The organism is Arachidicoccus sp. BS20 (assembly GCF_001659705.1).
Classification (GTDB): domain Bacteria; phylum Bacteroidota; class Bacteroidia; order Chitinophagales; family Chitinophagaceae; genus Arachidicoccus.
In genome coordinates this window covers 775569-797006 of the sequence record NZ_CP015971.1, presented here as the reverse complement: position 1 = coordinate 797006, position 21438 = coordinate 775569, and the positions used below count along the sequence as shown (strand labels likewise).

The window sequence follows — 21438 nt, the reverse complement described above, 5'->3', positions numbered from 1 at the left end:
TTGAAAACATGATTGCGGTATTGTCCAGCGTATCTTGCGTTGCAGCCGCGCGGCAGTTACTCTCTTAGCTGTATGTCGCTTGTTCAGGAATAATCAATTTCCAATGTTTTTCGGAAATGATTTCAATATTATTGTCAATGATTTTAGTGACAGTATTATCATCAATCAAATAAGATGGAATAGATAATGTATTTGCGGCTTTTTTCACATTCTCCAAACTGTTTAGCGGTTGTTTATTCTTGCTTTAATCTTCACAGGTCAATTTGTATGTGATAAAATTTCCTTCCGTGCTATTCTTTTTAAAATTAAATTTTTCCAAAAGCCTTATTGAATGTTGATTTTCAGAATGTGTATATGCTTCTATTGATTTTAGCCCGACGTGTTGAATTGCAAAATCTATCACTTTTGAAAATGCTTCCTGCATTATTCCTTTTCCCTGAAAATCCGGTAACAATTCATATCCGGTTTCTGCTTTCAGATTATCTTCCGAAAAATCAAATAAGCAGATTGTTCCAATTAATTTATCTGTTCCGTTCAACGTGATTGCCCAATAAATGGAATCGTTCTTTTGGATATTTTCATGAATAGTCTGAATAAAAGCCTTTGCATCATTCGCTGATTTTGCAGGCTTCCTGCCGAGATATTTGTTTACGGTTTCGTTTGAACGCAAAGCAAATATTTCATTGTCATCGCTGCTTACAAGTTGCCTCAACGTAAGCCTGTCGGTTTTCAGAACTGGAAACGGATTAAAATTTCTGTCGCTCATCTAAATATTATCATTGAATTTGTCGGCTTGCTTATATTTTTTTCTGTATTTGCCAATAGTGCCCGAACGGGTCTTTAAACATTCCTTGCCTGTAACCATATTCGTGGTCTGTCACAGGGCTGATTTCTGTTGCACCCGCGGAAATGGCGCGGTTAAAAACTTCGTGAACATCGTCCACAAACAAACCGATAACCGCTGTTACGCCTTTGGCATTTACAGGTTCAAGCGCATCAAACCAACGCATAGTTTCGTGCAGATGAAAAACAGCGCCGTTTATTTCCAACTCTGCAACATGAATGCTTCCGTCATCGTTGCGAAAACAAAAATGTTCCGTTGCTCCGAACCTGGTGTAAAAATCAATGTTTAACGTGCCTTTCGGAATATGCAGTTCGGGTGCGAAATGTGTTGCCATATTTTTAGGATTAAATGTGTTTGTTCGTTTGTTCTTCTGTCTTAAAGCATTTCTACAATTTGAATATTGTTTCCGCAAGTGTTATTTGTTCAAAAACTTTTCAATCATCGGTACAACAAAATCACTTTCTTTTGTGTCCGGTTTTAGTGTTGTGATTTCGCCAATATATTCTCCGTGCCCGCCCGGAATTATTGCAAGTTCAGAGTTTGCAATTTGTCTGTGCAATTCAATAGCGTGTTCGGGCGTAATTACGTCTTTGTCGGCAATGATGATTAAGGTCGGCACTTTAATTGATTTTATTTGTTCGTCCGAAATGTCTTTGAAATTTACCATTCGTTTTGCATCTCTGTCGTGCATTATTTGCAAACCATTTGTGTCGGGCGCGACTTGTTTGTATGCCGTTTTCAGTTGTTCGGGCATATTTTCCAATTTCGCTTGTTTCATAAAATCCCAAAACCAATCTGGAACTCCATTGCGTTTTGCAAGTGCAGAACCAACAACAATTTTATTTACGATTACTGAGTGTCTGATTGCAATTTGCAAAGTTGTTGTTCCACCGTTGCTGAAACCGAAAAAGTCCGCTTTGTCAATATTTAGATTTTTAAGAAGCGTTGCAATGTCGTCTGCATCTTGCTCAAATGTCAAGTCTGCGTTTCTGTCGCTTGTCCGTCCGTGTGCTTGTAATTCAACGGCAATTACTTTTTTGTCTTTTGCGAACAACGGAATAACTTTCTCAAAATTGGATTGAATGGTCGAGCCGCCACCGTGAATAAGAACAAGCGGTTTGCCTTGTCCATAAATTTCGTAATACATTTTCAATCCGTTCACTTCGGAATATCCGCTGTCAAAAGTCAATTTGTCTGTCGTTGCTGTCGCCATTGTTTTAGGTACTGTTTTGCACGCTGTCAAAGTGAAAAATATCAAACTGAAGATTACAATTATTGGTTTCACGTTATTGTTGATTTGAAACATTGAACATCCAACGAACGCCAAACTTATCTTTACAAGTTCCCCAATAACCCCAAAATTCATCGTGCGGAGCAACGCCGTCCGTGATGCCTGTTGAAAGTTCTTTGTATAAGCGATCGGCTTCGGCTTTTGTGTCGGGATTTAAGCTGATAGTAACATTGTTGCCTTCTACCAGTTTATGCCCAAAACTTTCCAGCATATCGCTCGCCATAATTTGTGTGCCGCCGAGAATGGGTAATGCAACGTGCATTACTTTGTTTTTGTCGGCTTCTGAAAGTTCGGGCATTCCGGGCTGTGCAGGAATGTCTTTCATTCTTATCAGCGGTGTTGAAAATTCTGCTCCGAAAACTGTTTTGTAATGGTTAAATGCTTCTTCGGCATTGCCATTAAAGTTCAGATAGATGGATGTGTGTGCCATTGTTTTTATTTTTTACAAAAGTATTCAGTAGTACATTAAATCAACTTGCCATAGGACAAGAAATTGCTTACGCTTTTGCTACTTCTTTTCTTATTCTGCTTAGTGAAGTGTCGGTAATACCAAGATAAGAAGCGATATCTTTGATGGGCGCTTCTCTTAAAATTTGCGGATGTTCTTTTTGCAAAGCCAGATACCTGTCGGTTGCCGAGTCTGTAATCATAGAAACGGAACATTGTTTTAATAAGAACAGCCGTTGCGACATCCATGCGCGTCCCCATTCGGCAATTTCCGGAATGGTTTGATATAAGTGTTGAAAGTCTTCGAGCGTAATCTTCCAGCATTTGCATGGTGTCAATGCTTGGATATTTTCTTTTGCAGGTATTTGCAAAAACAAGGAATTGACTTCAATCACAATTTCATTGTTGCAGAAAAACTGTGTGGTAATATCGTTGCCTTTGTAATCGTGAACAAATGAACGAACCAAACCGTTTTCAAGACAATAATATTCGTTGGCAGTCTGGTCTTCTTTTAATAGAAATTCGTTTTTCTGAAAAACTACTTCTGTATGTGCCCGAAAAACTTCTTCCAGTATTTTACTGGTCAGGATGTTGCTGCGATAAATGTGTTGCAAAGTTGTATTTGGCAAGTCGCTCATGATTCGATGTTTGGCGGAAATAAAAATCTATCAGTCAAATTTAAAATAAAATTTTATTCGCGGCAGAGCTGTCGGGCATTTATCCTGTATCGTCAACCAAAAATTGTAAAAACCGGTCATTTTCATTTTTAAATAATTCTTTGGGCGAAGCGCCGGAAAGCCTTTTGATTTCTTTGATGAAATACGATTGGTCGTAATAGTTGAGCTGCGGAAAAAGCTGGCCTTCTTTGATATGCGAAAGAGAAGCCTGGAAACGAAGAATATTGCAATATGCTTTTAATGAAAGCCCGAACTGCTTGTTGAAATACTGATTGATTTGCCGCGCGCTCCAATACACTTTTTCGGAAAGTTCTTTCACGGAAAGTTCTCCGTTGGTTGCAAAAATCAATTCAAACAATTTACGTTTTCGTTCGTCTATTTCTTTTGGTAAAAGCGATTGGATTTTTTGCGTTGCTTTTGTGCAGAATGCGTCAAAATCGTTCAAATCATCTGCGTTGAAATCCAAAAAGTCATCCGGCAATATTTTGCCGCTGTCCAGTATACCTGCGATAGAATATTAAAAAATATATTCCACCGCAAGCGGATTAAAATTGATAGCAAAGAAGCTGGAAATATTATTTTGTTTAGGAATGAATTTTGGTTTTGTCTCTAAACCCAGAAGCGAAATACGAAACTGTCCATCTGTGGCTTTGGAAAAAGATAAATCAATTTTCCCGTTTGGAATAATCACGCCTTCTCTCACGGCAGAAAGGTTTTGCAGCGACGAAAAGCAATAGATAAAATCGAAAATTGATTTATCGGCTTTGGCGAAATGATAAAGTAAACCGTTGTTCATTTGTTGCTTTCGTATTGGGCAAATATATAACGATTGGGTATTTTGGTTCCGTTTGAATTGTTTTCCTGACGAAGCCGTGACACGACTTCGCCAATGTATTCTCAAATTAGCTTTACCTTTGCATAAATTTTTGAATCGTGAGTAAAGGAAAAGTTTTGGTAGCCATGAGCGGCGGAATTGACAGCACTGTTGTTGCATTAATGTTGCACAAGCAGGGCTATGAGGTTATTGGCATTACCATGAAAACATGGGATTACGCGAGCAGCGGCAGCAGTTCCAAAGAAACAGGCTGTTGTAATGTGGACAGCTTTAACGATGCGCGCATGGCTGCGGTGCAACACGGTTTTCCGCATTTTATTTTGGATATACGCGACGAGTTCGGCGATTTTGTGGTAGAGAATTTTGTGGAAGAATATTTGGCTGGTCGCACACCAAATCCATGTGTCATGTGCAACACGCATATCAAATGGCGCGCTTTACTGAAACGAGCAGACGCTTTGGGTTGCGACTTTATTGCGACAGGACATTATGCAAATATCCGTCAGCATGAAAACAGCAGATATTATTTAAGCAAAGGCTTGGACGAAACCAAAGACCAAAGTTACGTGCTTTGGGGCTTGGAGCAGGATTTGCTTAGCAGAACCTTATTGCCTTTGGGAAAATATCTGAAATCCGAAATTCGTCAGATGGCGGCGGATTATGGTTATCCCGAGTTGGCGAAGAAAAGCGAAAGTTATGAAATCTGTTTTGTGCCGGACAATGATTATCGCGGCTTTCTGAAACGCAGAGTAAACGGGCTTGAAGAGAAAGTTGCAGGCGGATTGTTTGTAGATAAAAACGGAAAAATTTTGGGCAAGCACAACGGTTATCCTTTCTACACAATTGGTCAGCGCAAAGGTTTGGTGGCGGTTGGTCATCCGGTGTATGTAACGGCGATTAATCCCGAAACAAACACAGTTGTTTTGGGCGATGAAGAAGATTTGGCTAAGACAGAACTGACGGTAGGAAAAATCAACTGGCAAAAATATCCCAATGTTGAAAACGGTAGGGAAGTACTTACAAAAATCCGTTATAAAGACAAAGGAACATTCGGCGAATTATTCAATGAAAACGGACAAATCAAAGTGCGCTTATTCAACAACGCTTCAGGCATCGCGCCCGGGCAAAGCGCTGTGTTTTACGAAGGCGACGATGTAATTGGCGGCGGTATTATTCAGCGGGAAATACCGTTTTAATATATTTTAACCGGAATGCTTTTATAGGGAAAGTTCACATAGCGACTTTCCCTTTTTATTGCTATTTGCACAGGTATTTTACAACAATCCTTTTCTCCATAAGTACACGACCATTAAAATAATTAATACTGCGAACAGAATGGCTACTACTTTAGTTTCGTTGAATCTCTTTTCAATTTTCGGTGCGAGATAACCATGTTCCTGTAGAATGGAAACTGCTTCTATAATATCCTTTTCTTCAACTTGCAATTGGATTCCGTTGCTGTATGCGGTAAGATAGGGTGCTGTTTGCGCAAGCAATTCATCTTTGGTAAAACAAAAAATTCCGTGTTCCTCCAACAGATGCCGCACAAGGTATATTTCGGAAAAACTCATGCTTGAATAGACAGTTATAAATTTTGCCATACGATCATTTCATGCCCATTTGTGTATTGAACTCATTGCTTTTCCCCACCGGAATTGATAATGATTGCCACGAAGCATCTTTTAGTATTTTGCCCAATAAAACAATCTGACCAACATGATAGCTGTAATGCATCAGTTGTCTTAGTATGGCGTCATAAACTTTCAAAGGCTCTGTGCGAATGGTTATTTCTTTTCCCAAATCCTCTGAATGCAAATTTTTTAAAGTATCCAGTAAACAATTCCACCCTTCGTCCCACATGGCAACTAATTCTTTCTTTGTACAACGAAAATCGGCAAATTCTGTATCTCTGTTGCGCCAAGATTTTTCGCCGTCTTCCATTAAAAAATTCGTCCATCGGCTAAGCATATTGCCGTGCATGTGCCGAATGATGATAGCAACGCTGTTGACCGCTGCTGACTGCCTGTAAAAACATTCTTCTTCCGAAAGTTGTGCGAGAGTTTTGTCGCCCATTGTTTTGTATGATTCAAAACGGCTGATGACACTTTCTAAGAAATTATTTTCTAATTGCATAGTACTATGTTTTTCAAAAGAATATTTTCAAACTTCACGATTAATTCTCTAAGATATACTTTTTGAATGTTAAATTTGTTCGCTGTATAAAAAACAAAATTATGTCATCATTTGAAGTTATTGGAGGGAATAAATTGCGTGGCGATATTATTCCGCAGGGGGCGAAAAACGAGGCGTTGCAAATCATTTCGGCGGTATTGCTTACTTCGGAAGAAGTATTAATCAACAACATTCCCGATATTCTCGATGTAAATTTATTGATAGAATTGTTACGGGATTTAGGTGTAAAAGTCAATCGCATTGACCGGCACGCTTGCGCTTTCAAAGCCGATGACGTGAATGTCGATTATCTTTCTTCGGAAGCATTCCGCAAAAAAGGAAGCAAGTTGCGCGGCAGCGTAATGCTTGCGGGACCAATGCTTGCGCGGTTTAAGAAAGCGTTTATTCCAAAACCCGGCGGCGACAAAATCGGTAGGCGGGGAGTGGATACGCATATAATCGGTTTTCAAAAATTAGGCGCAGATTTCCGTTACAATCCCGAAACTTTTTGTTTGGAATTTACAACACAAGGTTTGCAAGGAACGTATATGATGCTCGATGAACCTTCGGTTACAGGAACGGCAAATGTACTGATGGCGGCGGTTTTGGCAAAAGGCAAAACCGAAATTTATAACGCAGCGTGCGAGCCATACTTGCAACAGCTCAGTAAAATGCTCAACAGAATGGGCGCAAAAATTTCTGGCATTGGAAGTAATTTACTGATTGTCGAAGGCGTTGAAAGTCTTAGCGGCACGGAACACTCCATGTTGCCGGATATGATTGAAATAGGCAGTTTTATAGGGCTTGCAGCCATGACGCAAAGTGAACTCACGATTAAAAATGCGGGCATTGAGCATCTCGGTATTATTCCTGATAAGTTCAAAAAACTCGGTATTCAAATGGAATTTCGCGGCGATGATATTTATATTCCCGAACAAAGCCATTACGAAATAAGCACTTATATGGACGGAGGCATTCTCACAATATACGACAATCCTTGGCCCGGGTTCACACCCGATCTAATCAGCATTGTTTTGGTAACGGCAATTCAGGCAAAAGGCAGCGTGCTCATTCATCAGAAAATGTTTGAAAGCCGTTTGTTCTTCACCGATAAATTAATTGATATGGGCGCGCAGATTATTCTCTGCGACCCGCACCGCGCCACAGTTATAGGGCTTGACAGAAAATTTCAGCTGCGCGGCATTACTATGAGTAGCCCCGATATTCGCGCCGGGCAAGCATTGCTGATTGCAGCCTTGAGCGCCGAAGGAAAAAGCACTATTCAAAACATTGAACAAATCGACCGAGGTTATCAAAATATCGATAAACGGTTGAATGCGTTGGGCGCGCAGATTAAGAGAGTTGACTAAAAGATAATTGCTGTGTGAAGCGTCCTCGCTTCACACTTTTATTTTATTGCTTCATGGCAATTGTCGGCAAGAGCCGACAGAATAAAAATGCGCGGCGAAGACACCGCGCATAGCAGATTAAGAGAATTATTTTTTCGCCATTTCTAAAATAGTTTCCCATTCCTCATCTGAAACGGGACAAACCGATAAACGACCTTGCCTGATTAATGCGAGGTTTTGTAATTTTTTTTCGGCTTTCATTTGTGCAAGCGTTACCGGTTTCTTTAGTTTTTTTACGGGCTTCAAGTCCACTGCCACCCAGCGTTCGTCGTCGGTTGTCGGATCTTGATACGCTTCTTTTACAACCTTAGCAATACCTACGATTTCCATTCCTTCGTTGCTGTGATAAAAGAAAACTTCCTCGCCTTTTTTCATGGTGCGAAGATTGTTGCGCGCCTGATAATTACGCACGCCGTCCCAGAAAGTCTGCTTGTCTTCCGTAAATTTTTCCCAACTGTATTTATGAGGTTCTGATTTTACGAGCCAATGTGCCATTTGAATTATGAATTATGAATTAAGAGTCTGTTATCAGTTAGCCGTTCACTGAATATTGTTTATCCCATTAATCTTTACAATCTACCAAAATCATGGTTCAGACTACCATCCGCTTGCCAATACATCTGCCAAATGCAGCGATTTTATGTGCGCGCCTTTTTTATTGGCGCAGCCGGAAATGTGCATCAGGCAACTCATATCCGTACTGATTAAATATTCCGCATCGGTTGCGATTGCATTGGTAATTTTTTGGTCTGCCATTGCAACACTTATTGGATTAAACTTTACGGCGAATGTGCCGCCAAATCCGCAGCAGGTCTCGTTTTCAGCCATTTCTACCAGTTCGAGACCTTCCACATTTGCCAGCAATTTTCTCGGCTCTTGTTTTAAGCCGATTTCACGCAGTGCGGCGCAACTGTCGTGATAAGTAGCTTTTCCTTCAAGCTTTGCGCCTACCTTTTCTACTTTTAAAACATTGACTAAAAAATCGGAAAACTCGTAAATGCGCGAACTGATTTTTTCAACATCTTGCTTTAAAGAAGAATTTTCAAACAAGGTTTTGTAATAATTTTTTACAAAGCCGGCACAACTTGCACTCGGCGCAACAATTAGTTCATCGCCTTTAAAATCTTCGAGAAATTTTTTGCAAACACTTTTCGCCTCTTCCTGGAAACCTGCGTTGAACGCGGGCTGTCCGCAACAGGTTTGATTCGTATTATACGATACGCTGCATCCGACTTTTTCTAACACTTTTACCATATTGAATGCGACGGTAGGATACAGTTGGTCAATAAAACAAGGAATAAATAATTGTATGTTCATCACATGAATAGTTGAAAGCGGAAAGTTAAGATATATGTTGTACATAAATAAAAAACGCTCCGAACTTTTGGAGCGTTTTCTTTTAATTTTTTCTCACAATAACACTGATATTCACGGACGTATTTTTATTTGTGCAAACCTGCGGAATCTGTGAGCTACTTGTTCAAGTCTCTTTTCAGTTCAATCATCTTCAAAGCTGTGATTGCAGCTTCTTCGCCTTTGTGTCCGTGAATACCGCCTGTGCGTTCGATTACTTCTTCTTCACTGTTTACGGTAAGTACGCCAAAAATTACGGGCGCATCTAAAGAAAGATTGAGTTGCGATACACCCTCTGTAACCATGTTGCACACATATTCAAAATGCGGTGTGCCACCGCGGATAACTGTGCCAATCGTAATAAATGCATCAGCTTTTTGTTGATTGCTTTCTGCATAAGCCTTTATTGCAAACGGAATTTCCACCGCACCGGGAACCACAAGTGTTCTGTATTGTGCGCCGTTTTCCTGCAAAATTTTTATGCAGCCATCTTCTAATTTATCTACCAAATGTGCGTTCCATTCGGTTTTCACTATTACAACAAAGGCATCCTTCAATTGAGGAATGCCTTTGTTTAAAATTGTATTGCCTTGTGTTGCCATGATTATATTACACTAATTATTGCCAATTACACGAATTAGATGCTTTTATGATTTAGAGAAATGAGCGGTCATTCGTGAAATTTGTGTTACTCGTTAGGTTGAACCTGTAAGCGATTCAGATACTTATCTGCCTGAATGCTGTATTGCGAATTTGGAAATTTATCTTTCAGTTCTTTATACAAGGTAACAGCATCTTGTGTTTTGCCGCTTACTTCACTTAGCAATGCTGCACGGTACAAAAATTCAGAAGCATTTACTTCATCATCTTCAAATTGTGCCGCAGCTTTTTTGTAATAATCAATTGCTTCTGCATTCTTTTTCAATTCACTATAAGCATCGCCCAATGAACCGTAAGCCATCATCTGGATTTGCTTTTGGTCTGTTGAAAAATCACTAAGATATTTCACGGCATTGTTATAATCGCCGAGACGGAGATAACTTTCGCCTGCATAATATTTAGCAAGATTAGCGGCGTTTGTACCGCTATAGCTGCGGATAATAGACAATGCACCTTTATTTACGCCTTCGCCGTTTAGCACAAATTTGTAGGTAGCCGTATCCACAGTCGGGCTGAAAATTGCTTGCTGAAATGCTGCCTGTACGGCAGCGAGTGCATTATTTGCATTAGTTTCTTTTGGTTCAGTAACGAATTTTTTATATCCGAACCAACCTGCCAAAACAATTATCACAATCGAAAGAACCGTCAATACGGGCTTTTGAATTCTGTTCCATGTATCCAAAAATTTGTCTCCGGAGAGTACCTGATTTTGAGCCATAATTTGTTTTAAAATAAATGAATCTTTTTTTGAACGTGCAAATGTAAGGGATTAGTCCGTGATGTACGGATAATTTTCATCCATCATTACATCTTCCAAAACTGCTTCCGGTTTCGGGAACGGGCTTTCTTCCGCAAACTTCACGGCATCTTCCACCACTTTGTTGATGCGTTCGTCAATTGCAGCAATTTCTTCATCGGAAGCAATATTGCCGTCTTTTATTTTTTTACGGATAACCACAATCGGGTCTTTGGATTTGTACTCTTCTAATTCTTCTTTTGTGCGGTATTTTCCCGGGTCGGAAATAGAATGCCCTTTGTAGCGATACGTTTTTATTTCCAGTAAAGTCGGTCCGCCTTTTTCGCGTGCGCGTTTTACAGCGCGGGAAACTGCTTCGTGAACTGTTTCGGGATTCATGCCATCGACTTTATCGCCGGGCATATCGTAAGCATCAGCTAATTTATAAATATCAATCACGTTGGAAGTTCTTTCCACAGAAGTTCCCATTGCGTAATGATTATTCTCGCAAATGAAAACTACAGGCAGATTCCACAACATGGCAAGATTGAATGTTTCGTGCAACACGCCCTGACGCGCAGCGCCATCGCCGAAGAAACAAAGTGCTACATTGTCTGTGCCATTGTATTGTTCAGCGAAAGCCAAACCTGCACCTACGCCTATTTGTCCGCCCACAATTCCATGTCCGCCAAAAAAATGATGTTCTTTACTGAAGAAGTGCATACTGCCGCCTTTTCCTTTGGCACAGCCTGTTGCTTTTCCGTACAGTTCAGCCATTGCAGCGTTTGGTGTAATACCTTTTGCAATACCCAAACCATGGTCGCGGTAAGCAGTAATAAACGGGTCTTCGGGGCGTGTAGCCGTCATACAGCCGGCTGCGATTGCTTCCTGACCCACATAAGCATGAAAAAATCCGCGAATTTTTCCGGCCATTTTATATTTTTCTTCTGCCGCCAATTCAAACTGACGGATGAGTTGCATTAATTCGTACCAATAAAGGTATGTTTCTTTTGAATATTGAGTTGTAGCCACAGTCTAAAAATTTGAGCGCAAATATAATGATTAATGTTATAAAGAGACAATTCGATAACGGGATAATATGTTGTAATTAATAATTAAAAATCTGGAATTAGTAATTGCCGGCGTTCACTGCAATGTCTGGTACAGAAAGCGCATAATTTTTAATTAGTAATTGTTAATTATCTAAACCTTCTTTTAATCAGGTGTTCAAACTGCTTAACAACCGGATTGGTTAAATCCCAGCCAAGTTTCAAATATAATTCGCGTTCTGCCCAACCGCGCGCCTGCTCGTAATCGTTGAATTTGTTTAACGTGATGATGCTTCTTTCGTACATAAATTCATCGCCGCGAAACAAATCATTGATATAAACGTAGCGGTCATTAATGCCAACTGCATTTGTCAAATCTGTGATGGGCGTGCTTTGCAGCGTTTCAATTAATTCACTTTTATCGGATTTATATTTTTCGTTTAATTCCTGTCCGGCATTTTCTTCAACCGGCGCCTGATGAACAATAGTCGGCGCTTCGCGTAAAAATCCGAACGCCTCCCAAGGGTTGTATTGCTCCAAAGGACCATCTTTACGAGCATCTTTTTCGGATACAGTTATTTCTTTTTCTTCAACAATCTCTTTGTCTTCTGATTCGGGTGCAGGTTGTTCAATAATTTCAGCGATCGGTTCTTCCTGCAATAAATGAACTTCTTTTTCTGTTGCTTCTGTATTTGTTTCTACAACGGCAGTAGTTATAAATGACGGCATTACAACAGCCACGCTGCGTTTAATTATTGCGTTATTATTTGTATGCTGCAATTCCGCAACCAACAGTTGCGATACCGTTAAAAGTTTTGCAGCCTCTGCATTTGAAGCAATGAGCGATTGCAACTTATCGATAAGTGATTGAACTTTTTCTTGATTAAAATCCGTTTTTTCCATTTTCGTTTCGGGAGAATTGGTTAAAAACAATAATTTTGAACGGTCGTAAAAATTGTAATAAAAGTACAACGTAATTCTTTAACGGCGAATGATGTTTTGTTATTTTTATACGAAATGATTTTGTTTTAAAATTTTTTACTTAACATAAATGTTCATAGAACCAAGCCTGAAAGGCGAAAACAGAGGTTGGATTGAAGTGATTTGCGGCTCCATGTTCAGCGGAAAAACCGAAGAACTGATTCGCAGATTAAAGCGCGTAGAAATTGCAGGGCTGAAAGCAGAAATCTTCAAACCCTCGATTGACGTGCGTTACAGCGAGCAAGCTGTTGTGAGCCACGATGCCAATGAAATTCAAAGTACGCCTGTAAGCTCTTCGCAAAATATTTTGTTGCTGTCGCAGGATGTAAATGTTGTAGGTATTGACGAAGCACAATTCTTTGACAGCGAAATTGTAAACGTATGCGAAATACTCGCCCGCAAAGGCGTTCGCGTAATTGTTGCCGGTTTGGATATGGATTACAAAGGTCGCCCGTTCGGACCGATGCCGCAATTGCTGGCAGTGGCGGATTACATTACAAAATTGCACGCAATCTGCGTGAAGTGCGGCAACATTGCGAGCATGTCTTACCGCAAAGTGTCGCAGGATTCGCAAGTGTTATTAGGCGAAAAAGAAACTTATGAACCGCGTTGCAGAAGCTGTTATTACGAAGGAGAGAATATTTGATACGCCTCGGTACGTGTCTTCACGTACCGAAATAAAATAGTGGTTCGTGCAGACACGAACCGCGGCTAAAAAATAATAATAAGTGGTTCGTGCAGACACAAACCACGGCTAAAATATATAAATTGAACCGTTCCGTACTTGCATTGATTAAAAAAGATTTGTTGCTCGAAATGCGGCAGCAATACACGCTTTACGGCATTTTGCTGTATGTGGCTTCGACCATTTTTGTTGTGTACATTACGCTCGGTCAGCCGGAAGATACGGTGTGGAATGCGTTGTTTTGGGTGGTGCAATTATTTGTGTGTGTGAATGCTGTGGCAAAAAGTTTTTTGCAGGAGAACAAAGGACGAATGTTATACTTCTATTCCATTGCCAGCGCGAAAGATTTTATTGTTGCAAAACTTGTCTTCAACGCAATCTTAATGTTGGTAATGACTTTGCTTTCCATGCTTGTATTTACGGTGCTTTTGGGCAATCCGTTGTACAATCTTTGGCAGTTCGTCGGTATTGCAAGTTTGGGCGGATTGGGATTGAGTTTCGTATTTACATTTCTCGCGGCAATCGCTGCTAAAGCACAACAGCAAGCTGCTTTAATGGCTGTGATGGGATTCCCTGTAATTGTGCCACAACTGATGTTGCTCGGTAAGGTTTCCAAGATTGCGTTTTCTCCAGCATTATATTCGGGCTTGGGAAAGATGATTGGATTGCTGGTTGCGTTTGATGCTTTGGTAATTGTACTGGCGTTGATATTGTTCCCTTTTTTGTGGAAAGATTGAAGTAATTAACCCAAGTTGCGGGTTATGGTATAAAAAGCGAAGAGCATCGAATAAAATAATAGTTTTGAGTTACCACACTTAAAACGGTATTTATCGATGCTCAACGGGGATAAAGTTATAAGAATATTTTGTTTGGTAGATGATTTATTAAAAGGAATTGGTCATCAGGAAGATGTACGTTGTCGAGTAAGCGATAGCGAAGTGATAACAACGGCAATCGTAGCGGCTCTTTATTTGGGGGGACATCATGATAATGCGAGAGGTTTTATGCAAATGACGGGCATGTGTCCTCAGATGTTGGACAAAAGCAGATACAACAGGCGTTTGCACAGATTAGAGCCATTGTTGTGCAGTATGTTTTTTCAGCTTGGCGGGTATTTGAAAGACATCAGCGGAGCAAGCAGTTATGTGATAGATTCCTTTCCTGTAGCGGTTTGCGACAATATAAGAATATCGCGCAGCAAGATGCTGAAAGGCAAACAATGGCGTGGCAGGCAAAGCAGTATGCGCAGATATTTATACGGAGTAAAGGTGCAAGTGCTGACAACAGCGAAAGGCATACCGGTTGAATTTGGTTTTGTTCCCGGCAGTGAGAGCGATGTGCAGGCATTGAAAAAGCTGCCGTTAAGCGTAGCGCCTGAAAGTTGTATTTACGGCGATGCCGCTTATACGGATTACACCATCGAAGATGATATGTTGGAAGCAGAGAACATTCATTTAATGATTGGCAGGAAGTCCAACAGCAAAAGAAAGGATGAACCTTGGGTAAGATTTTTGAAAGAACACAGCAGAAAAAGAATTGAAACAACATTCAGCGAAATCAAAAATCTGTTCCTTAGAAAGATTCACGCTGTAACTTTTAAAGGTTTTTTACTGAAAATATTGATGTTTATTTTCGCTTATACCTTGAATAGACTTACTGATTAAATAGCAACTTGAATTATTTAATAATTCACAATTAAGAATTAATAATTGTTGATGCTCATTTGCAATTCCTGATAATGAAACGCCTAATTCTTAATTTATAATTAATAATTCTTAATTCCCGCCGTATCTTCGCTGCATAAAAATATTCTGATATGCTGAAAGGTTTGCTCGATTTACACAATCTGCTTCGTTGGTTCATTTTAATTTTGTTGTTGGTAAACATTATTAAAAATTATGCAAGCATCAACAAGCCATTTACCACCGGCGATAAGAAACTTGGTTTGTGGCTGATGATATGTGCGCATACAACTTTCTTAGTCGGATTAATTCTTTTAATTATAAAATTAACGCAGTTGCCCGCAGGCGTGTCCGTGATGAAAAACGATGCTTTGCGTTTCAGCTTTGTAGAACATCCTGTTGCGATGCTGATTGCAATTGTATTGATTACGATCGGGCGCGGCGTTTTCAGAAAAAATATATCCGATGCAAAGAAACATACAAGAGCTGCAACATTGTTTTTGCTTGCATTGATTGTGATTTTAGCAATGATTCCCTGGGCAACTTCATCGTTGGTTCCGGGAATGTAATTTTTTAAATAAAAAATGTATAAGGTTTTAGACTGCGAAGTTTAAAACCTTTTTTCTTTGCGAAACTTTGAGTCTTTATGGCAAATTATAGCCACTAAGACACGAATACGCTAAGAAGCATAAAGAAAGATAATTATGAAAGATTTCAAAGACTTAAGAATCGTATTCATGGGAACGCCCGAATTTGCTGTGGCTTCGCTTGATGCGTTAATCAATGCAGGTGCAAATATCGTGGGCGTAATTACGATGCCGGATAAACCTTCCGGGCGTGGAATGCAGCTTTCGCAAAGCGCAGTAAAAAAGTATGCGGTAGAACATAATCTGTTTTTATTGCAACCCGAAAAACTGAAAAATGAAGATTTTATTCAGCAATTAAAATCCTTGAATGCAGATGTTCAAATCGTAGTTGCATTCCGAATGTTGCCCGAAATTGTTTGGAATATGCCATCAATGGGAACAATAAATTTACACGGTTCTTTGCTGCCGCAATATCGTGGCGCAGCGCCGATTAACTGGGCAATTATCAATGGCGAAAAAGAAACAGGTGTTACTACTTTTAAGTTGCAACACGCGATTGATACCGGCAATATTTTATTGCAGGAAAAATTTCCGATTGACGAAAAAGATACTGCCGGAACTGTTCATGATAAGATGAAAATAATAGGAGCGGAGCTTTTGCTAAAAACGCTGAAAGGCTTGTGCGGCGATAGTTTGCAGGAAACTATGCAATCTTCTTCCTTTGAGGAAAAATATTTAAAACCTGCACCGAAAATTTTTACCGAAACCTGCAAAATAGATTTCTCCAAAACAGTTGAAGCAGTGTATAATCTCATTCGCGGGTTGTCGCCTTTTCCTGCAGCGTTTACCGAGCTGAATGGAAGAAAGTTGAAAATTTTCTTTGCGGAAAAAGAAATTGTTGCGCACGATAAAACAACCGGAGAATATGAAACCGATGAAAAATCCTTCCTGAAGTTTGCTTGCAGCAATGGTTTTATTCATGTAAAAGATATTCAGTTGGAAGGTAAAAAAAGAATGCAGATTGAAGATTTTTTAAGAGGTTATCGATTTTGATTTCTATTATCAAATAGATTCCGAAACTATAATAAAATATTGTAAATTGCTATTCTGAGTCGTTTACACTGCTTGATTTTTCCTTGTATATTTTCCCTTTTTCTGTGTACTTTACAGCAGTTTATTTAGTGTTTTATGACTATCAAAGAACAACTCGAAAAATTTAATCAGGCATATAACTCCCTCAATGCCGAACAGCACAAAGCCGTTGATACGATTGAAGGCGCGGTAATCGTAAACGCCGGTCCGGGTACGGGAAAAACGCAGATACTGGCGACGCGTATCGGCAATATTCTGATGCAGACCGATACCAATCCCAACGAAATTCTGTGCCTTACTTATACCGATAACGGCGCGGTGGAAATGCGCAACCGCCTGTTGAAAATCATTGGTACGGCGGCGTATGGCGTGAAGATTCATACATTTCATTCTTTTTGCAACGAAGTGATTCAGGACAATCTCAGCTATTTCGGCAAGTGGAATTTGGAGCCTGTCAGCGATATTGAAGAAATCGATTTGTACAACAAACTGATTGATTCCATTGAGCCGGATAATATTTTAAAGCGTTTTCGCGGCGATGTGTATTACGAAGCCGCAAGACTGAAATCGTTATTCAGCCTGATGAAAAAAGAGGCTTGGGATGCGGATTATTTTAACGAAAAAATTAATGAGTACCTGCGAGATTTGCCCACACGCGATGAATTTGTTTATAAAAGAAAATACAAGGAATTTAATGTGGGAGACCCAAATCCGAATAAGATTGCAGCCGAAACAGAAAAGATGGAAATGCTGCGTGCAGCTGCAAATCTTTTTCCGCGCTACAACAAAATGATGGCGGACATGAGCCGTTATAATTTTGACGATATGATTTTGTGGGTGCTGAATGCTTTCGCAAAAAACGAAGATTTGCTGCTCGATTATCAGGAGCGTTTTTTGTATTTTCTCGTAGATGAGTTTCAAGATACAAGCCGTTCGCAAAACCTGTTACTGCAATATCTCACAAACCATTGGGACGTACCGAATGTGTTTGTCGTAGGCGATGCAGACCAAAGTATTTTTTCTTTTCAGGATGCAAATGTTGCGAATATTATTGATTTTGAAAAAAAATATGAAGGCGAAATCGTGAAGATTGATTTGGTCAATAATTACCGTTCTACGCAAGTCATTCTGGAGGCGGCTTACAGGCTTATTTCGAACAATAAATTAAGAACCGTTTCCATTGAAAACGATAAGCCGCTTACGGCTTCAAACGCAGCACTGCAAAGCGTTTCCGCGCAGCCGGCGATTATAGAATATCCCAATGTTACGCACGAAGCGATGGATATTGCTTTGCAGATTGAAAGCCTTGTAAACAGCGGTGTCAGCGGAAAAGAGATTGCCGTGATTTATCGCAACCACGCGCAGGTGGAAAGCATTGCCGCTATTCTCGAAAACAAAGATATTCCTGTCAATTCGAGAAAAAAAATCGATGTGTTGGAACTGCCTTTTATCCAGAATATCATCAGTATTTTGACGTGGATTGATAAAGAAAATACCATTCCGTTTAGTGCGGATGACTTGTTGTTTAAGATGCTGCATTTTAATTTTTTCTCTGCAAAACCTTCTGCTATCGCGCTTTTGAGTATGCGGATGAACGAAAAAAATATCGGCAGAAAAGACGACCGATATTCATTGCGCAGAATGTTGAGCGAGCTGAAAGCAAGCAACGGCGACTTATTTGCGCAGCCCGATAACAGCTTGCAACAGATAAGCGAAGTGCTGGAATATTTGCTGAAGCAAGCCAATAATATAACTGTTCAGCAGCTGGTTGAGCTGGTTATTCAGCGCGCAGGCGTGTTATCATACGTCATGCAAAACGCAGAAAAGCCCTGGCTGATGCAGATTTTAAATTCGTTCTTCAATTTTATCAAAGATACTTGCAAACGCAAGCCTGACTTGACTTTGCACGAATTGTTGTATAATATCGGCATTATGCAGAGGAATAAAATTGCCGTGCCTTTGTACAAAGTTGTTGCTTCGGATAACGGCGTGAACCTGATTACTGCACACGCATCTAAAGGCTCGGAATACGATTATGTTTTTGTTACAGGTTGTATCAATAAAATTTGGGACGAAAGCAATGCAGGCAATAACAGAACGTATAAATATCCCGATAATTTATTGAGCGGCGGCAACAGTCATGGAGACGATTTGGAAGAAAGCAGAAGATTGTTTTACGTGGCGATTACGCGCGCCAAAACGCATTTGCAGATTTCTTATTCCGTAAAAGACAAGAATGAAAAGCCGTTGGTGCAATCCACTTTTGTGAAGGAAATATGCGACGGCATGAACTGGCAACCTTTGCCGAAAGCCCTTCCTGATGCGCAATTGACAGATTATCTTGCTTTGCAGTTCAGTGAAACGGCACTGCCGGAAATTGAACTTGTGGAAGAAAATTATATCAGTCAAATCCTGAAAAATTATTCGTTGAGCGTTACGCATCTGAACAATTATCTGGATTGTCCGCTGAAGTTTTATTACCAAAACCTGATTCGCGTTCCTTCCGCAAAAAGTGAAAGTATGGTGTTCGGAAGCGCCATACATTTTGCCTTGCAGCGTTTGTTTGAAAAGATGAAAAGCAACGATAATACTTTTCCATCGTCGCAGGAATTACTGGACGATTTTAATTGGTTTATGCAGAAAAACCGCGATGCTTTCACGCCGGAAAGTTTTATTTTAAAAATGGATTACGGCAAAAAAATATTACCGGCTTATTACGAATCGCATATCGATAACTGGAATAAAATTGTGTTGGTAGAACGCAATATCCGGAATGTTTCCGTGGACAATGTTCCGCTTAACGGAAAGCTGGACAAACTGGAATTTTCGGGCAAGCAAGTGAACGTGGTGGACTATAAAACGGGTAAATATCAAAATGCTAAAAAGAAACTGAATGCGCCTGATATGGAGAACGCAGCCAAAGCGAGGGAAAACGGAGAACTTGAAAAAGCTCACGAGTTAGAAGTTGGTGGCGATTACTGGCGGCAGGCTGTTTTTTATAAAATACTGATGGACAACGACCGCACGAACGACTGGGATGCCATCAGTACGGCGTTTGAATTTGTTGAACCTGTAAGCGATGAATATAAAACGGAAAAGGTGTTGGTAACGCCACAGGATATTTCCATTGTTACGCAACAAATAAAAGATACATGGCAGAAGATTCAGGGTCGCGAATTTAAAACAGGTTGCGGCAAACCCGATTGCGAATGGTGCAAATTTGTAAAGACTAATAATATGGCTGTCGCTTTGCATGAAGCGAGCGAAGAAGAAGTGTAAATTTTATTTCAATTCGTTTTTAAAAACTTTTTCAAATTTTTCCAGTTTGGGCTTAATCACATACTGGCAATACATTTGTCTCGGATTGTTGTTGTAATAGTTTTGATGATAATTTTCTGCCGAATAAAAATTGCTGTACGGTTCTATTGCCGTTACAACAGGGTTTGCCCAAGCGCCGCTTTTATTTAGCTCTGTTTTGTATTTTTCAGCTTTATTTTTTTGTTCTTCGTTATGAAAGAAAACTACGCTTCTGTATTGCGGTCCTACATCATTTCCCTGACGGTTTAAGGTAGTCGGGTCGTGCGTTTGCCAAAAAACTTTCAGCAATTCATCAAAAGAAATTTCGGACGGGTTATAAAAAATCTGGCATACCTCTGCATAGCCGGTTGTACCCGTACAAACCTCTTCGTAAGTCGGGTTGGGAATCGTACCGCCGCTGTAACCGCTTACTACTTTTTCAACGCCTTTCAGCCTTTGAAAAATAGCTTCGGTACACCAAAAACAACCTGTTCCGAATGTTGCGGTATCAACGTTGTCGGATATTGCAATACTGTCAGAGAATTTTTCGTCCATATTTTTTTGATGATTTTTTTGTTCCACACAAGACGTTAATAATGCAAAACATAATACCGTGCTTGTTATTAATCTGGTAGTCATAATCACAATTTTGTCCCTCACTTATGTTGCAAACTACTACACAATTATTTTACTGCAAAGAAAAAATTATTTTTTAAACATACACTTAACCATTCTATCTTTACCCTGAAAATCTTTTCTTAATTCAATTTGATTGAACGAAAGGTTTTGCAGCATCGCTACAACTTCCTGTCCTAAATTTTCATTGATTTCAAAGAAAAGATAACCCTTTGGCGATAAATGCGTTGTGGAGAATTTGGCAATTGTTTCGTAAAACAATAACGGCTTTTCGTCGGGCACGAACAATGCCGTGTGCGGTTCATATTCCAGCACATTTTTATTCATTTCGTTTTTTTCGGTTTGCCTTATGTACGGCGGATTGCTAACGATGATGTCGAAAGAATTTAATTGATGCCAACTTTTTTCATCCAGAATATCCATTTCATAAAACCCGATTTCGGTATGGTGGTTGGCAGCATTTTGCTTCGCAATCTCCAAAGCCTTTGAAGAAATGTCAATCGCGGAGACCTTTGCCGAAGGAAATTTATTTTTTATACTGACTGGTATAATTCCGCTTCCTGTGCCGATGTCAAGTATTTTATCATTGATATTTTTTTGCGAAATAGTTTTGCAAATCCAATCGACCAGTTCTTCTGTTTCCGGTCGTGGAATTAATACATTTTCATTTACAAAAAAGTCCAATCCGTAAAAATGAGCTTCTTCCAAAACATACTGAACGGGACGATGTTGCAATAGTTCGGAAGTATATTTTTTAAATAACAATTCTTCTTGTTCCGAAAGCGGAATGTCTTTCTTTAGTAATCTGTCAATACGTTTCTGATGCGTTATTTTTTCCAATACCAAATCTGCGATGCCGGGTGTTTCTTCCGTATCGTAGATGTTTTTTAATTGTTGTGTAAGCGTTTGCTGTGCTTCGTAAATGGTCATTGGAAAATTTTTTATTCCGCGCCGAAAGTAATGTAAATATAAAAATTACGCCGAAAGAAAAACAATAACTTTGCC

Annotated in this window: 25 protein-coding genes; 8 read left to right on the top strand and 17 right to left on the bottom strand. The window is 39.8% G+C overall.

The annotated features are described in order from the left end of the window. Positions 1-244: 244 nt before the first annotated feature. The 7 genes from A9P82_RS03690 to A9P82_RS15585 form a co-directional block, all read right to left on the bottom strand. Positions 245-766, bottom strand: coding sequence for a GNAT family N-acetyltransferase (locus A9P82_RS03690; RefSeq protein WP_066204289.1), 522 nt, complete (start codon positions 764-766; stop codon positions 245-247). Between the two features lie 31 nt (positions 767-797). After that, on the bottom strand, positions 798-1178 hold the full coding sequence (locus A9P82_RS03685; protein ID WP_066209553.1) for a VOC family protein: 381 nt from the start codon (positions 1176-1178) through the stop codon (positions 798-800). An 81-nt stretch (positions 1179-1259) separates the two neighbouring features. Next, positions 1260-2057, bottom strand: coding sequence for an alpha/beta fold hydrolase (locus A9P82_RS03680; RefSeq protein WP_066209551.1), 798 nt, complete (start codon positions 2055-2057; stop codon positions 1260-1262). 73 nt (positions 2058-2130) lie between these two features. Further along, entirely contained in the window at positions 2131-2565 is a 435-nt protein-coding gene (locus A9P82_RS03675; protein WP_066204287.1) for a VOC family protein, read from the bottom strand. A gap of 67 nt (positions 2566-2632) precedes the next feature. Next, the gene (locus tag A9P82_RS03670) at positions 2633-3220 is read right to left on the bottom strand and encodes a Crp/Fnr family transcriptional regulator (RefSeq protein WP_066204285.1); all 588 of its coding nucleotides are present in this window, start codon (positions 3218-3220) and stop codon (positions 2633-2635) included. 79 nt (positions 3221-3299) lie between these two features. Continuing rightward, positions 3300-3740, bottom strand: coding sequence for a helix-turn-helix domain-containing protein (locus A9P82_RS15590; RefSeq protein ID WP_197492232.1), 441 nt, complete (start codon positions 3738-3740; stop codon positions 3300-3302). Positions 3741-3776: 36 nt separating this feature from the next. Continuing rightward, a complete protein-coding gene (locus A9P82_RS15585; protein WP_197492231.1) occupies positions 3777-4055 on the bottom strand; it encodes a hypothetical protein in 279 nt (92 codons plus the stop codon). A 137-nt stretch (positions 4056-4192) separates the two neighbouring features. Here A9P82_RS15585 and mnmA point away from each other — a divergent pair, with 137 nt between their 5' ends. After that, a complete protein-coding gene (gene mnmA / locus A9P82_RS03660) occupies positions 4193-5290 on the top strand; it encodes a tRNA 2-thiouridine(34) synthase MnmA (RefSeq protein ID WP_066204283.1) in 1098 nt (365 codons plus the stop codon). 78 nt (positions 5291-5368) lie between these two features. Here mnmA and A9P82_RS03655 read toward each other — a convergent pair whose 3' ends face one another. Continuing rightward, the gene (locus A9P82_RS03655) at positions 5369-5695 is read right to left on the bottom strand and encodes a putative signal transducing protein (protein ID WP_082915206.1); all 327 of its coding nucleotides are present in this window, start codon (positions 5693-5695) and stop codon (positions 5369-5371) included. 4 nt (positions 5696-5699) lie between these two features. After that, positions 5700-6227 (bottom strand): DUF1572 family protein, encoded by a 528-nt coding sequence (locus tag A9P82_RS03650; protein WP_066204279.1) that lies wholly within the window; start codon positions 6225-6227, stop codon positions 5700-5702. A gap of 101 nt (positions 6228-6328) precedes the next feature. Here A9P82_RS03650 and murA point away from each other — a divergent pair, with 101 nt between their 5' ends. Further along, positions 6329-7636 carry a UDP-N-acetylglucosamine 1-carboxyvinyltransferase gene (gene murA, locus A9P82_RS03645; protein ID WP_066209549.1) on the top strand — a complete coding sequence of 436 codons (1308 nt, stop codon included), beginning with the start codon at positions 6329-6331 and terminating at the stop codon, positions 7634-7636. 126 nt (positions 7637-7762) lie between these two features. Here the strand turns inward: murA and A9P82_RS03640 are convergent, their stop codons facing one another. From A9P82_RS03640 to A9P82_RS03615, 6 genes are all read right to left on the bottom strand, one after another. Then, on the bottom strand, positions 7763-8170 hold the full coding sequence (locus tag A9P82_RS03640; RefSeq protein ID WP_066204275.1) for an EVE domain-containing protein: 408 nt from the start codon (positions 8168-8170) through the stop codon (positions 7763-7765). A gap of 102 nt (positions 8171-8272) precedes the next feature. After that, complete coding sequence (locus A9P82_RS03635) at positions 8273-8992, bottom strand: (Fe-S)-binding protein (protein ID WP_066209547.1); 720 nt, start codon at positions 8990-8992, stop codon at positions 8273-8275. A 155-nt stretch (positions 8993-9147) separates the two neighbouring features. Next, positions 9148-9630: a 6,7-dimethyl-8-ribityllumazine synthase gene (gene ribH, locus A9P82_RS03630; RefSeq protein WP_066204273.1), complete on the bottom strand. Its 483-nt coding sequence runs from the start codon at positions 9628-9630 to the stop codon at positions 9148-9150. An 86-nt stretch (positions 9631-9716) separates the two neighbouring features. Beyond that, positions 9717-10406, bottom strand: coding sequence for a tetratricopeptide repeat protein (locus A9P82_RS03625; protein WP_066204271.1), 690 nt, complete (start codon positions 10404-10406; stop codon positions 9717-9719). 51 nt (positions 10407-10457) lie between these two features. Then, positions 10458-11456 carry a pyruvate dehydrogenase (acetyl-transferring) E1 component subunit alpha gene (gene pdhA, locus A9P82_RS03620; protein ID WP_082915205.1) on the bottom strand — a complete coding sequence of 333 codons (999 nt, stop codon included), beginning with the start codon at positions 11454-11456 and terminating at the stop codon, positions 10458-10460. Between the two features lie 167 nt (positions 11457-11623). Then, positions 11624-12376: a hypothetical protein gene (locus A9P82_RS03615; RefSeq protein ID WP_156522590.1), complete on the bottom strand. Its 753-nt coding sequence runs from the start codon at positions 12374-12376 to the stop codon at positions 11624-11626. 148 nt (positions 12377-12524) lie between these two features. Between A9P82_RS03615 and A9P82_RS03610 the strand changes: the two genes are divergently transcribed. The 6 genes from A9P82_RS03610 (at position 12525) to A9P82_RS03585 (ending at position 19779) form a co-directional block, all read left to right on the top strand. Then, positions 12525-13100 (top strand): thymidine kinase, encoded by a 576-nt coding sequence (locus A9P82_RS03610; RefSeq protein ID WP_066204267.1) that lies wholly within the window; start codon positions 12525-12527, stop codon positions 13098-13100. Positions 13101-13189: 89 nt separating this feature from the next. After that, positions 13190-13876, top strand: a complete 687-nt coding sequence (locus A9P82_RS03605; protein ID WP_231891199.1) for a heme exporter protein CcmB — start codon at positions 13190-13192, stop codon at positions 13874-13876. A gap of 96 nt (positions 13877-13972) precedes the next feature. Further along, on the top strand, positions 13973-14803 hold the full coding sequence (locus A9P82_RS03600) for an IS982 family transposase (RefSeq protein WP_066204265.1): 831 nt from the start codon (positions 13973-13975) through the stop codon (positions 14801-14803). Positions 14804-14955: 152 nt separating this feature from the next. Further along, positions 14956-15390, top strand: a complete 435-nt coding sequence (locus tag A9P82_RS03595; RefSeq protein WP_082915203.1) for a hypothetical protein — start codon at positions 14956-14958, stop codon at positions 15388-15390. Between the two features lie 135 nt (positions 15391-15525). Then, the gene (gene fmt, locus A9P82_RS03590) at positions 15526-16461 is read left to right on the top strand and encodes a methionyl-tRNA formyltransferase (protein ID WP_231891198.1); all 936 of its coding nucleotides are present in this window, start codon (positions 15526-15528) and stop codon (positions 16459-16461) included. 135 nt (positions 16462-16596) lie between these two features. Next, positions 16597-19779, top strand: coding sequence for an ATP-dependent DNA helicase (locus A9P82_RS03585; protein WP_066204261.1), 3183 nt, complete (start codon positions 16597-16599; stop codon positions 19777-19779). A gap of 3 nt (positions 19780-19782) precedes the next feature. On the opposite strand, the gene msrA is transcribed toward A9P82_RS03585, so the two are convergent. Together msrA and prmC are read right to left on the bottom strand one after the other, a co-directional pair. Next, the gene (gene msrA, locus A9P82_RS03580; protein WP_066204258.1) at positions 19783-20436 is read right to left on the bottom strand and encodes a peptide-methionine (S)-S-oxide reductase MsrA; all 654 of its coding nucleotides are present in this window, start codon (positions 20434-20436) and stop codon (positions 19783-19785) included. 66 nt (positions 20437-20502) lie between these two features. Further along, positions 20503-21363, bottom strand: a complete 861-nt coding sequence (gene prmC / locus A9P82_RS03575) for a peptide chain release factor N(5)-glutamine methyltransferase (protein ID WP_066204256.1) — start codon at positions 21361-21363, stop codon at positions 20503-20505. Positions 21364-21438: the final 75 nt, after the last annotated feature.